General features: G+C 45.1%; 15 protein-coding genes. 8 read left to right on the top strand and 7 right to left on the bottom strand.

Going from position 1 to position 12,962, the window contains the following annotated elements; genetic code table 11:
- Positions 1–109: 109 nt before the first annotated feature.
- The 3 genes from CDG61_RS01550 to CDG61_RS01560 all read left to right on the top strand — a co-directional run bounded on the left by CDG61_RS01550 (position 110) and on the right by CDG61_RS01560 (position 3,685).
- A complete protein-coding gene (locus tag CDG61_RS01550; RefSeq protein ID WP_087512077.1) occupies positions 110–1,990 on the top strand; it encodes a potassium transporter Kup in 1,881 nt (626 codons plus the stop codon).
- A 311-nt stretch (positions 1,991–2,301) separates the two neighbouring features.
- Complete coding sequence (locus tag CDG61_RS01555) at positions 2,302–3,384, top strand: DNA/RNA non-specific endonuclease (protein WP_087549803.1); 1,083 nt, start codon at positions 2,302–2,304, stop codon at positions 3,382–3,384.
- 55 nt (positions 3,385–3,439) lie between these two features.
- Positions 3,440–3,685, top strand: coding sequence for a hypothetical protein (locus CDG61_RS01560; protein ID WP_087549804.1), 246 nt, complete (start codon positions 3,440–3,442; stop codon positions 3,683–3,685).
- A gap of 52 nt (positions 3,686–3,737) precedes the next feature.
- On the opposite strand, the gene aqpZ is transcribed toward CDG61_RS01560, so the two are convergent.
- Entirely contained in the window at positions 3,738–4,430 is a 693-nt protein-coding gene (gene aqpZ, locus CDG61_RS01565; RefSeq protein ID WP_087549805.1) for an aquaporin Z, read from the bottom strand.
- A 138-nt stretch (positions 4,431–4,568) separates the two neighbouring features.
- Positions 4,569–5,570: an AraC family transcriptional regulator gene (locus CDG61_RS01570; RefSeq protein WP_087549806.1), complete on the bottom strand. Its 1,002-nt coding sequence runs from the start codon at positions 5,568–5,570 to the stop codon at positions 4,569–4,571.
- 110 nt (positions 5,571–5,680) lie between these two features.
- Between CDG61_RS01570 and CDG61_RS01575 the strand changes: the two genes are divergently transcribed.
- On the top strand, positions 5,681–6,295 hold the full coding sequence (locus tag CDG61_RS01575) for a sterol desaturase family protein (RefSeq protein ID WP_087512081.1): 615 nt from the start codon (positions 5,681–5,683) through the stop codon (positions 6,293–6,295).
- 430 nt (positions 6,296–6,725) lie between these two features.
- Here CDG61_RS01575 and hisF read toward each other — a convergent pair whose 3' ends face one another.
- Positions 6,726–7,484 carry an imidazole glycerol phosphate synthase subunit HisF gene (gene hisF, locus CDG61_RS01580; RefSeq protein WP_087512082.1) on the bottom strand — a complete coding sequence of 253 codons (759 nt, stop codon included), beginning with the start codon at positions 7,482–7,484 and terminating at the stop codon, positions 6,726–6,728.
- 113 nt (positions 7,485–7,597) lie between these two features.
- On the opposite strand from hisF, the gene CDG61_RS01585 reads away from it, so the two are divergent.
- Genes CDG61_RS01585 through CDG61_RS01595 form a run of 3 tightly spaced genes read left to right on the top strand, consistent with a single transcriptional unit; the run spans position 7,598 to position 9,607 of the window.
- Positions 7,598–8,545: a homoserine kinase gene (locus CDG61_RS01585; protein WP_087549807.1), complete on the top strand. Its 948-nt coding sequence runs from the start codon at positions 7,598–7,600 to the stop codon at positions 8,543–8,545.
- A gap of 12 nt (positions 8,546–8,557) precedes the next feature.
- Entirely contained in the window at positions 8,558–9,184 is a 627-nt protein-coding gene (locus CDG61_RS01590; protein ID WP_087549808.1) for a DUF1294 domain-containing protein, read from the top strand.
- Between the two features lie 27 nt (positions 9,185–9,211).
- Entirely contained in the window at positions 9,212–9,607 is a 396-nt protein-coding gene (locus CDG61_RS01595) for a DUF4870 family protein (protein ID WP_087549809.1), read from the top strand.
- 86 nt (positions 9,608–9,693) lie between these two features.
- Here CDG61_RS01595 and hisA read toward each other — a convergent pair whose 3' ends face one another.
- Entirely contained in the window at positions 9,694–10,425 is a 732-nt protein-coding gene (gene hisA / locus CDG61_RS01600; RefSeq protein ID WP_087549810.1) for a 1-(5-phosphoribosyl)-5-[(5-phosphoribosylamino)methylideneamino]imidazole-4-carboxamide isomerase, read from the bottom strand.
- Positions 10,426–10,547: 122 nt separating this feature from the next.
- Complete coding sequence (locus CDG61_RS01605) at positions 10,548–11,165, bottom strand: 3'-5' exonuclease (protein ID WP_087549811.1); 618 nt, start codon at positions 11,163–11,165, stop codon at positions 10,548–10,550.
- 92 nt (positions 11,166–11,257) lie between these two features.
- Here CDG61_RS01605 and CDG61_RS01610 point away from each other — a divergent pair, with 92 nt between their 5' ends.
- Positions 11,258–11,656: a helix-turn-helix domain-containing protein gene (locus CDG61_RS01610; protein WP_087549812.1), complete on the top strand. Its 399-nt coding sequence runs from the start codon at positions 11,258–11,260 to the stop codon at positions 11,654–11,656.
- A gap of 82 nt (positions 11,657–11,738) precedes the next feature.
- Here the strand turns inward: CDG61_RS01610 and hisH are convergent, their stop codons facing one another.
- Positions 11,739–12,356 carry an imidazole glycerol phosphate synthase subunit HisH gene (hisH, locus tag CDG61_RS01615; protein WP_087512088.1) on the bottom strand — a complete coding sequence of 206 codons (618 nt, stop codon included), beginning with the start codon at positions 12,354–12,356 and terminating at the stop codon, positions 11,739–11,741.
- Positions 12,356–12,949 (bottom strand): imidazoleglycerol-phosphate dehydratase HisB, encoded by a 594-nt coding sequence (hisB, locus tag CDG61_RS01620; RefSeq protein WP_087512089.1) that lies wholly within the window; start codon positions 12,947–12,949, stop codon positions 12,356–12,358. Before hisB ends, hisH begins: the two co-directional genes overlap by 1 nt.
- Between the last annotated feature and the right edge of the window lie 13 nt (positions 12,950–12,962).

Consider the following 12,962-nt stretch of genomic DNA (forward strand, 5'->3'; position numbering starts at 1 on the left):
TGATACCCAAAAAAAAACATTCTGCCAAGAAGAAACCATAGATTTAGAGCAAAACTTTTTTCTCAGTGATATGATTGCGAAAAATCAGTGTCTAAAACGAAGACAAAATATGCAAAGTACTGCAAAAAAAGCAGCCCTGCCGGTCATTACCCTGGCAGCTCTAGGGGTTGTATTTGGAGACATTGGGACCAGTCCGCTGTATGCGCTTCGTCAATGTTTTCTGACAGCACATCTTGCCATTACAGAAGCGTCAGTGTTGGGGATTCTGTCCCTGATTGTCTGGTGCATGATGCTGACCATCAGCTTTAAATACGTCAGTGTCATCATGAAAGCAGACAACAATGGTGAAGGCGGTATTATGTCACTGCTGGCATTAAACCTGCGGACAACACGGATTGCCGATAATAAAAAAATTTATCTGATTGCGCTGGGTTTCATCGGTGCTTCACTGTTTTTTGGTGACGGCATTATTACTCCGGCGATTTCAGTCATGTCTGCCATTGAAGGCTTAAGCATTGCAACGCCAATGTTCAATCAGTGGCTGATGCCACTGGCAATTGGTATTCTGACTGGACTGTTTCTGGTACAGCGTCACGGTACGGGGACGATGGGGAAATTTTTTGGTCCAATTACCCTGGCGTGGTTTATTTCAATTGGTCTGATTGGTCTGCACAGTATTATCCAGACCCCTTATGTCCTTTCCATGCTGAATCCTTACTGGGCAATCAGTTTCGTTGTGCAGCAGCCTTATGTTGCCTTCCTGACCATGGGTGCTGTGATTCTGACCATGACGGGCGGTGAGGCACTGTATGCAGATATGGGGCATTTTGGACGTATGCCGATTAAAATGGCGTGGTTCATTATTGTGTTGCCCTGTCTGCTGCTGAACTATGCAGGGCAGGGTGCCCTGTTACTGCGTGATGCAAGTGCCCTCGAAAACCCATTTTATCTGTTGGTACCGGAATGGGCGCTTTATCCAATGATTGGGCTCGCGACTGCGGCTGCCGTGATTGCCTCACAGGCAGTGATCACAGGTGTGTTTTCCATGGCAAATCAGGCAATCCAGCTGCGTTATCTGCCACGTTTAAGTGTTCAGCACACTTCAGATGTGGAGCAGGGACAGATTTATCTGCCGTTTATTAACTGGGTACTGTATATCTCCATTCTGCTGCTGATTCTGATTTTCCAGAACAGTGCCAATCTGGCAAGTGCCTATGGTGTTGCGGTCACGATGACCATGCTGTGCGATACGATTTTAATTGCAGTGCTGGCTTATGGTTTCTGGCGCTGGCCAAAATGGAAACTGGCGCTGTTTGTTATTCCATTCCTGGTGATTGATCTGATTTTTATTGCATCAACGTCGCTGAAAATTGTTTCAGGGGGATGGGTGCCAATTCTGATCGGTGCAATTGCATTTACGATTTTAATGACATGGAAAGATGGGCGGGAAATTGTTTATAACCGTTTATCCAAAGACTCCTTATCATTGGATCTGTTCATTAAAAGTGTCAGCATGAGTTCTGAAACCATCTTTGTTCCTGGTGAGGCTGTATTCCTCACAGGTAATCCAGAGATTGTTCCTCATGCGATGCTGCACAATATCAAGCACAATCGGGTGCTGCATGAACGTAATATTCTGGTGACGGTTATTACCCGCGATGTTCCTTATGTTTCTGATCAGGAACGGGTCAGGGTGGAAGTGCTGGATGATAAATTTCAGCGGATATTTATCTATTACGGATTTAAGGATCAGCCCAATATTCCTGTCGCACTGGAACTGGCTTATGCACAGCTGGATATTCCGTATGACATGATGCATATCAGCTTTTTTATTTCACGGGATCGACTGATTCATACGGTTGGTGACGGCATGTCGCCGTGGCGGGAAAAACTGTTTATTTCCATGCAGCGAAATACCAGTCCTGTCAGTGACTTCTATCAGATTCCCCCGAACAGGGTGGTTGAGCTGGGCAGTCAGATCGAGATCTGATCTCAGTTCGATATAAAAAACCAGGTCTTCGGACCTGGTTTTTTTATTGATGCAGATTGGATAGAGTCTGTTTTTCAGATGGATCGGAGTGAATGTCGCTTTATTGATCATAGTGCCTGAATAAACGACAGATTATGTCGTTCTATGGTCGAGTCTGCTGAACAGGCATGCCATAATCATTCATTCCTTTTCAGATACGGATTCGCAGAGCTTATTATAAAGCGTTTGCGGGGATGATCTGAAAGTTTTCAGGGTTGATAAATGCAGACTTGCAGACTCAGCCCGTTTTACTGAATGTCTGTTGTGTTGGAATGGCTCGCAAAAAAAGTCGTGGTTCTACAGGTGGATTTGGGAAAGTTTTTCTGAATAACACACTGGTTAAAATTGTTCTGGGGATGGTTGCTGCAAGCAGCTTTGCAATTGCATTTGGGCAGGAAAAAATCAGCCAGCTGGCTGCCATTATGCCTTCTGCTTCAAATTCTGCCTGTATGGATCAGTTCTATCGGGATGTACCTCCATATCTGCACAAAACCAGTCTGCAGAAAAATGCATATCCGCTGTGTTTCAATGGTTTTAATGTCATGTATTCGGGCGTGTCCAAAACACCGCTCTGGGTAGCCGAAGCATTAACACCTGAACGTCTGAGCAAAAAAATTCCACGTGAAGACAGTTTTCATGAGGAAAAAAGAGTCCGTGCCGAGCACAGGGCACTGTTGTCGGACTACCGTGGGTCAGGCTATGACCGTGGACATATGGCGCCCAATGCAGACATGCCTGTTACTGAAGCACAGTATGACAGTTTTTCTCTTGCCAATATGGTTCCGCAGGCACCCAAGAATAACCAGCAGGTGTGGCGTGAACTGGAAGAAGCCACCCGTGCTTTGGTGACGAAGCAAAAGCAGGATATTTACGTGGTCACTGGACCGGTTTTTTCAGGCAGAAAGCTGAAAACCATTGGTCAGGGGGTGATTGTTCCAACAGCGGTATATAAAGCGGTGTATCTGCCTAAAACCGGCGCGATAGGAGCTTATTATGCACCGAATGATAATTCTCAGCAGGTCAGCATTGTCAGTGTCTGTTATCTTGAAGAACAGTTGGGCATCAATCTGTTTCCACAACTGACGGAAGAGCAGAAGCGAAATACCTATAAGCTGCCATTGACTGCAAATGCAGTGAAAGCGGCTAAACCTCTGGTGTATTCGCACTGGGATGCCGAGAGCCAGTGTGCAGAAGACATCAGTGCGGAGCAGTTGAAAGCAGTACAGAAGGAGTTCAGATCGTCATCTGTGACGGCTTCATCCACTTCAGCACCGATTGATTCAGCTGCACAGGATGCGATTGTGAAACAGCTGGTTGAGGCATTATTGCAGTACATTTTACAGCTGTTGAAATAAGAACAGCTGAGTTAGGATAATGCTTCATATAACAAAAAGATGTGAGTATCAGTGAATGTTTAAACCGTTTATTCATGGCAATGAATCACATGCCATTCATGATCTGACCCTGGAAAATGCAGAAGACTGTGTCAGTATTTATGGAAATTTACAGATTACAAAAGATCAGGCTGGACTTCAGGCAGCTAAAGCCTTACAGACTTATCTGAATGACATTGTTGCAGCACTGGAGCAACAGACAGATTTACCGGAAGCGCTGGAAACCAGGGCAGAGGGCGAGATTGAAAACCCGTTTCTTTAAAAACAGAAAATAAAAAAACCTGCTGATGCAGGTTTTTTTATTCAGACAGAAATCAGTCCTGCTGCTCACCACCGACAACTTTGTAGATGATTGCACCAATGACTGCACCAATAATCGGTGCAACCCAGAATAACCATAACTGACTTAAAGCAGCTGTTTCAGCAAAGAATGCGACACCTGTGCTTCGTGCAGGGTTAACTGAGGTATTGGTGACAGGAATACTGATCAGGTGAATCAAGGTCAATGCCAGACCAATGGCAATCGGGGCAAAATCGGCAGGTGCGCGTTTATCTGTAGCCCCCATAATCACAATCAGGAAAACAGCAGTCAGTACAATTTCAATGACCAGGGCAGAAGTCAGGGAGTATTTACCAGGAGATAATTCACCAAAACCATTGCTTGCAAAACCGCCAGTACCTGCAAAACCACTTTGTCCCTGAACAATCAGATACAGTACAAATGCTGCCAGTGCTGCACCAATCACCTGTACGATGATATAGGGTGCCAGGTCTTTGGCATCGAAACGTCCACCGACCCACAACCCGATGCTGACCGCCGGGTTGAAGTGTCCACCTGAGATATGACCCAGCGCATACGCACCTGTCAGGACGGTCAGACCGAATGCCAGGGCTACACCTGCAAAGCCAATGCCAAGTTCAGGGAATGCTGCGGCAAGTACGGCACTGCCGCAACCACCAAAGACCAGCCAGAAAGTACCGATCAGTTCTGCTAAATATTTATTCATCGTTTGCTCCATTTGTTATTGTGTTACTTTGTTTTAATGATGAAGATCACTCTTTATCTTTAAATTATCTTTAAAGGAGATTCTGAAGAATCTCAACCTAAACATGATGAACAGACATGACACCTTCATGACAGTGAATCATTCAGGATTGTGCAGCCTCCACTGTTGAGGGGTCAGATTTGCCCATTGTTTAAATGCGCGCTGGAAAGCACTCTGTTCTGAGTAGCCAAGCAATAAAGCAATTTCGTGCAGACTTAAATGGGGATTCTGTAAGTATTGTCTGGCCAGCAGGAAGCGGATTTCCTGCATACGCTGCTGATAGGTTGAGCCCTGCTGCTGTAGATGCCTTTGCAGTTGGCGTACTGAAAGATTCAGCTGGGTGGCAATATGTTCAATCTGAAACTGATGCTTCTGTAAACCCAGTAAAATAGCCTGCTGTAACCGCTGATCAATCTGTGTGGAATTGGGCAGCTTATCCAGCAGAGCCTGAGCCTGTTGCATCAGCAGATGCTGTAAGGTCTGATCACCCTGACGGATCGGTTTGGACAGTTCTGAAACAGGCAACAGTACCTGTGCATAGGGTTGTGAAAAACGGACTTTGCATCGGAAGTACTGCTCATACAGCCCTTGATTTTTAGGTGCAGGATGACGGAAATGTACTTCATGCAGGTGAATATCATCAAATTCCATATAATGCTTCAGAAACTGGAGCATCAGCGCAATGGCAATTTCATCAGTGGTCTGGGTGGTCAGGTGAATAGGCAGTTCGCCCCAGCGGATCGCAATCAGATCTTCGAGCATTTCCACCTGTAATGTCGTACCGTCATAAACCAGGCGGTGAAAGTCATGATAGCGGTAGAGGGCTTCACCGAGGCTTTCACAGGACAGTGCAATATAGGCAATGATACCCAGATGTTTGGGTTCGACATATTCAGCAATTTCCAGACCGAGGGCAGGGGTGTGCAGCTGCTGATTCATATCGGTCAGCAGACTTCGCCACAGACTGAAGTCAAAGCGTTCAAGGTTCTGAACCTGCTGAAGTTTTATTGAAACAGGAATCCCTTTCTGTTGACAGTAGGCATACAGTAAATGCCCAAGTCCCCCGTAAACTGATCCTGTGTAGTCCTTTAATTTTTGCATATTGATCTGTTTTTTTGTTGTCGCAATTTGTCAATGAATTGCAGAGTTGTCGTCAATATTTACCTTTATACCACCATTATATTTAAATAAAAGAAATGGAGGAATAACATATGTGGAAAGGTTTCCTTGCTGGCCTGGTCGTTGCAAACGGCTTCGAGTGGGTTGCACATAAATATATTTTACATGGTACACATCGCCCGGGACAATCCCGTTACAGCCCAGTGCCAGACAGTATGAAATCCCACTGGGAACATCACCGTGAAGTCAGAAAGACGGATTTCAGTGACCACGGTTATGTGGAAGGGATTTCCAACTGGCGTACAAAAAATGAGATCGTTTCCCTGGCTGTCGTTGCAAGTGCTGCAAGTCTTGTGTTTTACCCTTTTTCAAAAGGAATGGCAGCAGCCGCGGTCTACAGTGCCTGCAATTATTATTACATTCACCGCCGTGCTCACCTGGAACCAGAATGGGCAATGAAAAAAATTCCATGGCATTATGATCATCATATGAACTCAAATCAGGATGCAAACTGGTGTGTGACAAAACCATGGTTTGACTATGTCATGGGTACTCGTGTCATTTCATCTGCTGCCTTACAGGAAAAAAATCCTTTAGGGATCGCTTTACCAGGTTTTGCAGCGACAGCTTTAAATAAAGCAGTGAACCGTCTGTTTCCAGCGAAATGGGTTGGAAAGGAGCCTGTTCTTCTGAAAGAGGCATCCTGAGCGTAGCTTTCAAACAGGATCAGCGGTTGAAAATGATATAATGTCTACGGGTTGGCAGAACAGGGCATGTGTCTAAGAAAATGTCGTGATTTGTTAACTTTTGTGGTATGAAATGTCAATATCCTGTATGTTTTTTAACATATAGTCTTTGGCAGTCAGATATTGATATGAATTTCAGCTGTAAGATTTTCTGTTTGATTTTAAACCACGTGCTGTAGTTTCTTCGGTTTCCAGGAGTCTTCAAGGCTCCTTTTTTTTGCCCTGAATTTCTATATTGGATGCTGATTTCAGCATTTTTGATCAGGATGAATACTGAAAATAATATATCATCTGAAAGCTGAGCTGTTTTTCGCCTGGATAAGCATTTTTGAACTGTTTTAAAATGACAAAGAGCATGCAGTGAATACTCTTTGTCAGAGGTGACTGAGCCTTAGAGGCGCATTTCAATTCCTTGTTCAGCAAGGTATTTTTTTGCTTCAGGGATCGTGTGCTGACCGAAGTGGAAAATGGATGCAGCCAGTACAGCATCTGCCCCACCTTTTAAGATACCATCTGCCAGGTGCTGTAAATTACCTACACCACCAGATGCAATGGTTGGAATGGTGACACGGTCATTGATCTGACGCATCAGCTCAAGGTCATAACCTGCTTTGGTACCATCGGCATCCATCGAGGTGATCAACAGTTCGCCTGCACCGAAGTCAGCCATTTTTACAGCCCATTCGATGGCATCAATTCCAGTTGTCTTACGACCGCCGTGAGTAAAAATTTCCCATTTATTTTCAGCGGTTTTTTTCGCATCAATTGCGACCACAATACATTGAGCGCCAAAACGCTGAGAGGCTTCCTGAACAAATTCAGGATTGAAGACCGCGGCTGAGTTGATGCTGACTTTGTCTGCACCGGCATTGAGCAACAGACGGATATCTTCGACTTTACGGACACCGCCACCCACAGTCAGAGGTACAAAAACAGACTCTGCCATACGTTCTACGGTACGGTAAGTGGTGTCACGGCCATTGGAAGTCGCTGTAATATCCAGGAAAGTAATTTCGTCTGCACCTTGCTCATTGTAGCGGCGGGCAACTTCGACAGGGTCACCTGCATCACGGATATCAAGAAATTGAACACCTTTCACCACCCGACCATTATCTACGTCCAGGCAAGGAATAATACGTTTAGCGAGCATAAATTTTTCCAGTTATTACAGCCAATTATGAAACTGACCCGCACAGGTGCTACACCTTGGCAGATTGAACGGCTATTCTATCAAACTTAGCTAAGTTTTTTTGCAGGTTTTCTATGTCGGTTTATACCCCACTGAGTTTAAAGGAAGTTCAGGATTTTGCAGCGCCTTATCAACTGGAGGTGACAGATCTGATTCCTATTCAGGGTGGTATCCAGAATACCAATTATTTTGTGGTCTGTGACACAGCTCAGTATGTACTGACGATTTTTGAAGAAATGGATGAGCAGGGTGCATCTGAACTGGTGCCGGTACTGGAACATCTGGGGCAGCAGGGGCTGGCTGTGCCTGTACCTTTAAAGCACAGTGGAAAATCCATTCATATCTTAAAAAATAAACCGGCTCAGATTGCTCCAAGAATGATGGGCAAACACCCGATGCCATCTACTGTAGGACAGGTCAGGGCAATTGCACAGGCACAGGCACAGATGCATGTGGCACTGCTGGATTTTCCGCTTCAGCGTGCAGAATATCGGGATCACCGTTACTGGCGAAGTGTGGCAAAAGAGATTCAGCCTACACTGGACATGGCAGACCGCACCTTACTCAGTAATCTGCTAGGGCTGTACGATGCTTTGAGCATGATGTATCCAGACCGTCCCCGTGGTTTTATTCACTCAGACCTGTTCAGGGACAACACGCTGTTTGATGGCGATGAACTGAAAGGCATTCTGGATTTTTATGAGCTGAATAAAGATGAATTGCTGTTTGATATTGCCATCAGCATGAATGATTTCTGTACGGATTATCCTTCGGTTGTACTGAACGAAGAAAAAGCGATGGCCTACCTGGAAGCATACAGTGCGGTACGACCACTGACAGAAGATGAAAAATCCTGTCTGGAGCTGTATCTGGCGATGGCAGCGGGCAGATTCTGGATGATGCGTTTACAGATTGCACAGAAAAATGCAATGGAAGGACGTACAGGAACAGATATTCTGCAGAAAAACCCCGTGGAAATGCGTAATATGCTGATTGAACGGATGAAATTTGTTACAGCATAAAATGAGGTGAAAATGCGCGATCAGGGTCGGTTGGTGGAATGGTTTGATGAAAAAGGCTATGGTTTTATTCAGCCTGAGGATGCCTCAAAAGATCGTGTATTTCTGCACATCAAGGATTTTTCCCGACCTGGTCCACGTCCAATCGTCGGCTGTGCACTGGAGTATGTGGTTCAGCTGGATGGTCAGGGACGCTGTAAAGCCCTCCAGGTGACTTATCTGAAAGCCGCACAGACCCGTAAACAATCCTCCAGGGCTCAGCCATCTGCATCTCATGCCAGTCCACGGCTGCAGGGTATGCAGATATTGAGTGTTGCTTATATTGTGGTACTGGCAGGGCTTGTACTGGCTGGAAAATTACAGGGAATGATTCTGCTGTTCATCAGTATCATCAACGTCATGACTTACTGGATGTACGCGCAGGATAAAGAAGCTGCACAACAGAACAATCGGCGTGTTCCTGAAAATACTCTGCATCTGTTGTCCTTCCTGGGAGGATGGCCAGCGGCCTGGCTGGCTCAGCAGCGTTTACGACATAAAACACAAAAACAACCTTTCCGTCAGATTTATTTTTGTACCATAGGCTTTAATATATTGCTGATTTTATGGCTGATTTCACCTTTTAACAGCCTGCATATTTAACTGGGTGCTTTTTGCTGAGGGTAGATGATGAATTATGAGATAGATAAAGATCCGAACCGATCTCTGACACTTGTTCTGTATATTCTTTATATTGTTGCTATTTTTTCGGCAGGTCTGCTCGCCGTGATTGCGCTGATCATCAATTATATAAAACGCAGTTCGGTCAAAGGCAGCATCTTTGAAAGTCATTTTACCTGGCAGATCAGAACGTTCTGGTGGTATCTCATCTGGAACGTCATTGCTTTTGTACCGTTTATATTTCTGTTTTATACCGGACAGAACCCTGAGCTTTTTGCCGGTGTTGCGCTGGGCGCATCTGCTTTCTGTATCGTGGTGGTTGGACTGGCATGGGTCTGGATTGTTTATCGGGCTTTAAGAGGAATCATTACCCTGAATGACAACAGGGCGATGTATACAGACTGATGATAAAATCCTGAAGGTATAAATATAAACATCCTGAATAAAAAAAGAGGTCATATCGACCTCTTTTTTTAATGGGGGAAACCGTCTTACAGAGACTGTGCATCCAGTAACAGCTGAGCTTCACGCAGGTTCAGTGTATTTTCATAGATCGCACGACCCGTGATCGCACCTAAAATACCTAGCTGTCCTTTTAAGTTGCGGACATCATCCAGGTTGGTCACGCCACCTGAAGCAATTACAGGTAGACCTGAGTACTGTGCAAGATGTACAGTCTGCTCAACATTTACACCCTGCATCATGCCGTCACGGGCAATGTCTGTGTACACAATGCTGGAAACACCTGCATCTGCAAAGCGTTTTGCTAAATCGGTTGCTTTAACATCAGTGACATTTGCCCAGCCATCTGTTGCCACCATGCCGTTGATTGCATCAATACCAACAATGATATGACCTGCAAATTTTTTGCATGCTTCTTCAACAAATTCAGGTTCTTTAACAGCTTTTGTTCCAATAATCACAAAAGACACACCTGCATCCAGGTAGTGTTCAATGGTTTCAAGGGAACGGATACCGCCACCAATCTGAATTGGAAGCTCTGGCTGTGCTTTGGCAATGGCTTCAACCACAGGCTTATGGATTGGTGTACCTGCGAAAGCACCGTTCAGATCGACCAGATGCAGACGGCGTGCGCCTTCATTGACCCAATGCTGTGCAGTGGCAACTGGATCATCAGAAAATACGGTATCGTCTTCCATACGACCTTGTTTTAAACGGACACATTTGCCATCTTTCAGGTCAATTGCAGGGATGATCAGCATGCTTTCGCTCCTAGCCCAGTCTCATAAAGAATTTATTGGCGCTAATCTTAGCAAAATATTGATCAATTTCTAAGAGCCTGCACTGGCTTTTATTACAGCAAAGCAGATTTATGCAGAAAATTTTATGAAATATCAGGTGGAAGTAAACCCTGTTGCTGAAGCGCCTTAAAAATCAGCACAGGTGCATAGGCATCTGCTGCGGCATATTCAATCTGCTGTGGACTCAGGTTTTTCCGTGACCAGTTGGAGGTACTGACAGATTTGCGTTTGGGGAAATTCTGCTGGAACAGAACAGCAATGGCATTTTTAATACCCAGAGGATTTTTAAACCCCAGCTGTGTGAAGCATCTGGAGAGATCAACCGTATGATTCAGCTGGATGCCTTTTTTACGGAACAGGTGTGCATCATTTTTCAGTCCAAAACCTGTTTTCAGCTGAGTGTTACTGGAAAGTACAGCCTGCAGAAATTGCAGAATTTCTGGGGAGACCTGAAACAGCCATGCATCTGTTTCTGTGGCAAGCTGAATCAGATGAGGGCCTGTCTGAGTTTCACCTTTGGTAAATGTCGGACGGGACTCAGTATCAAAGCCCAGAATTTTCGCCGCTTTAAGCTCAGCTTCAATCTGCTGACACTGATCGAGGGTCTGAATAACCCTGATCCGTTCCAGCGGTAGATTCTGAAACAGAGGATAAGTACTGATGGTTGCTGTATCCGGCAAAGTGGGTGCTGAATGATCCAAAAGAAAGAGCCTGAAGTTTTTTTACTGTTATAGCAAAAGCTGAACAAAAAATGTTAGTTTTGCAGAGCAACTGTGCAGAGGAGTGAAAAACAGTGAGCAACAGGGATGATGAGTTTTCTGCATTTGTCGATGGAGCAAAACGGATCAAGCAGCTGATTCAGGAAAAGAATATAAAAACCTCTGATATTGTTTCTGCGCTTGAGGTTTCCAAAGATACGGTAGGGCGATGGCTGCAGGGGCAGTCTGTACCCAGTGCGCAGAGTCTAATGGAGCTGGCAAAGTATTTAGGTGTGTCTGAACGCTGGATACTTGAAGGTAAATCTGCTGGCGCTGAAAGTGGAGTACCTGCAGATCTGGTACTGCTGAAACAGGCAAGCGTTGAACAGCTGATGAATGAACTGAAACTGCGCTATGCAGAGCTGAATCTGGACGCTGAAATCCGAGTCAGTGTCAGACCGGTCGAAGGTGGTTTTGTCACACGGGAAGACTGATGACTGAAACAGAACATTAAAAAAGCCCATTTAAAAATGAGCTTTTCTTTGAAACGGATAATATCTGAGACTAAAAACAGAATCAGATATCCCATTCCACAAAGTTTTTCAGAAGCTGTAAGCCTACAGTATGGCTTTTCTCTGGATGGAACTGAGTCGCAAACAGATTTTCTTTGTGAATCGCGGTACAGAACTCAATGCCATAATTACAGGTGGCAGCAGTATAGGCAGTATTTTCAGGTTCTACATAGTAGCTGTGTACAAAGTAGAAACGTGCATCCTGCTCAATATTTTTCCACATCGGATGCTCAGGGTCAGCCTGATGCACCTGATTCCAGCCCATATGAGGCACTTTTAAGCCTTTCATATCGGGAAAGCGTTTGACCACACCTTCAAAAATGCCCAGTGCTTCAGAACCGCCATTTTCTTCAGAAGATTCCAGCAAAGCCTGCATACCGACACAAATCGCTAAAACAGGTTTGTTGAAAGCTGCCTTACGCACGACTTCATCAATACCTGCTTCACGCATTCCCTGCATGCAGTCACGCATTGCACCCACACCAGGAAATACGATTTTGTCTGCCTGAGCAATCAGTTTTGGATCATTGGTCACATCAACAGTTGCACCGACATGTTCAAGGGCTTTTGCTGCTGAGTGAAGGTTTCCCATGCCATAGTCAAGAAGGGCAATACGGGTCATTACAATGTTCCTTTGGTCGATGCCACAGTATTTTCTGCACGAGGGTCAACCTCGCAAGCCATGCGTAAAGCACGTGCAAATGCTTTAAATACACTTTCAATCTGGTGGTGGCTGTTTTTGCCTTTTAAGTTGTCAATGTGCAGTGTCATCAGCGCATGATTGACAAAGCCCTGGAAAAACTCTGAAAACAGGTCAACATCAAAACGACCGATCATGGCACGGGTAAACGGAATATCCATGAACAGACCAGGACGACCAGACAGATCCACTACCACGCGGCTTAAAGATTCATCAAGCGGTGCATAGAAATGACCATAACGGCGCAGACCTTTTTTATCGCCTAAAGCCTGAGCGAAAGCCTGTCCTAAAGTGATACCGCAGTCTTCAACTGTGTGGTGATCGTCGATTTCCAGGTCACCATCGCAGTGAATATCAATATCAAACAGTCCATGACGCTTGATTTGATCAATCATATGGTCTAAAAATGGAACACCGGTGTTCAGCGTGCCTTGACCAGTACCGTCAAGATTCACACGAACACGTATTTTAGTTTCGTTGGTGTTTCTTACTACTTCACTGATACGTTGCGCCATAGACACGTTCCTC

This window comes from Acinetobacter sp. WCHAc010052, from assembly GCF_002165295.2.
Taxonomy (GTDB): domain Bacteria; phylum Pseudomonadota; class Gammaproteobacteria; order Pseudomonadales; family Moraxellaceae; genus Acinetobacter; species Acinetobacter chinensis.

Coding starts and splice junctions, on each gene's coding strand:
- aqpZ (WP_087549805.1), bottom strand. CDS start 4,430: ATGAATAAATATTTAGCAGAACTGATCGGTACTTTCTGGCTGGTCTTT.
- CDG61_RS01585 (WP_087549807.1), top strand. CDS start 7,598: ATGTCGGTTTATACCCCACTGAGTTTAAAGGAAGTTCAGGATTTTGCA.
- CDG61_RS01570 (WP_087549806.1), bottom strand. CDS start 5,570: ATGCAAAAATTAAAGGACTACACAGGATCAGTTTACGGGGGACTTGGG.
- CDG61_RS01590 (WP_087549808.1), top strand. CDS start 8,558: ATGCGCGATCAGGGTCGGTTGGTGGAATGGTTTGATGAAAAAGGCTAT.
- hisF (WP_087512082.1), bottom strand. CDS start 7,484: ATGCTCGCTAAACGTATTATTCCTTGCCTGGACGTAGATAATGGTCGG.
- hisB (WP_087512089.1), bottom strand. CDS start 12,949: ATGGCGCAACGTATCAGTGAAGTAGTAAGAAACACCAACGAAACTAAA.
- hisA (WP_087549810.1), bottom strand. CDS start 10,425: ATGCTGATCATCCCTGCAATTGACCTGAAAGATGGCAAATGTGTCCGT.
- hisH (WP_087512088.1), bottom strand. CDS start 12,356: ATGACCCGTATTGCCCTTCTTGACTATGGCATGGGAAACCTTCACTCA.
- CDG61_RS01555 (WP_087549803.1), top strand. CDS start 2,302: ATGGCTCGCAAAAAAAGTCGTGGTTCTACAGGTGGATTTGGGAAAGTT.
- CDG61_RS01560 (WP_087549804.1), top strand. CDS start 3,440: ATGTTTAAACCGTTTATTCATGGCAATGAATCACATGCCATTCATGAT.
- CDG61_RS01575 (WP_087512081.1), top strand. CDS start 5,681: ATGTGGAAAGGTTTCCTTGCTGGCCTGGTCGTTGCAAACGGCTTCGAG.
- CDG61_RS01595 (WP_087549809.1), top strand. CDS start 9,212: ATGAATTATGAGATAGATAAAGATCCGAACCGATCTCTGACACTTGTT.
- CDG61_RS01550 (WP_087512077.1), top strand. CDS start 110: ATGCAAAGTACTGCAAAAAAAGCAGCCCTGCCGGTCATTACCCTGGCA.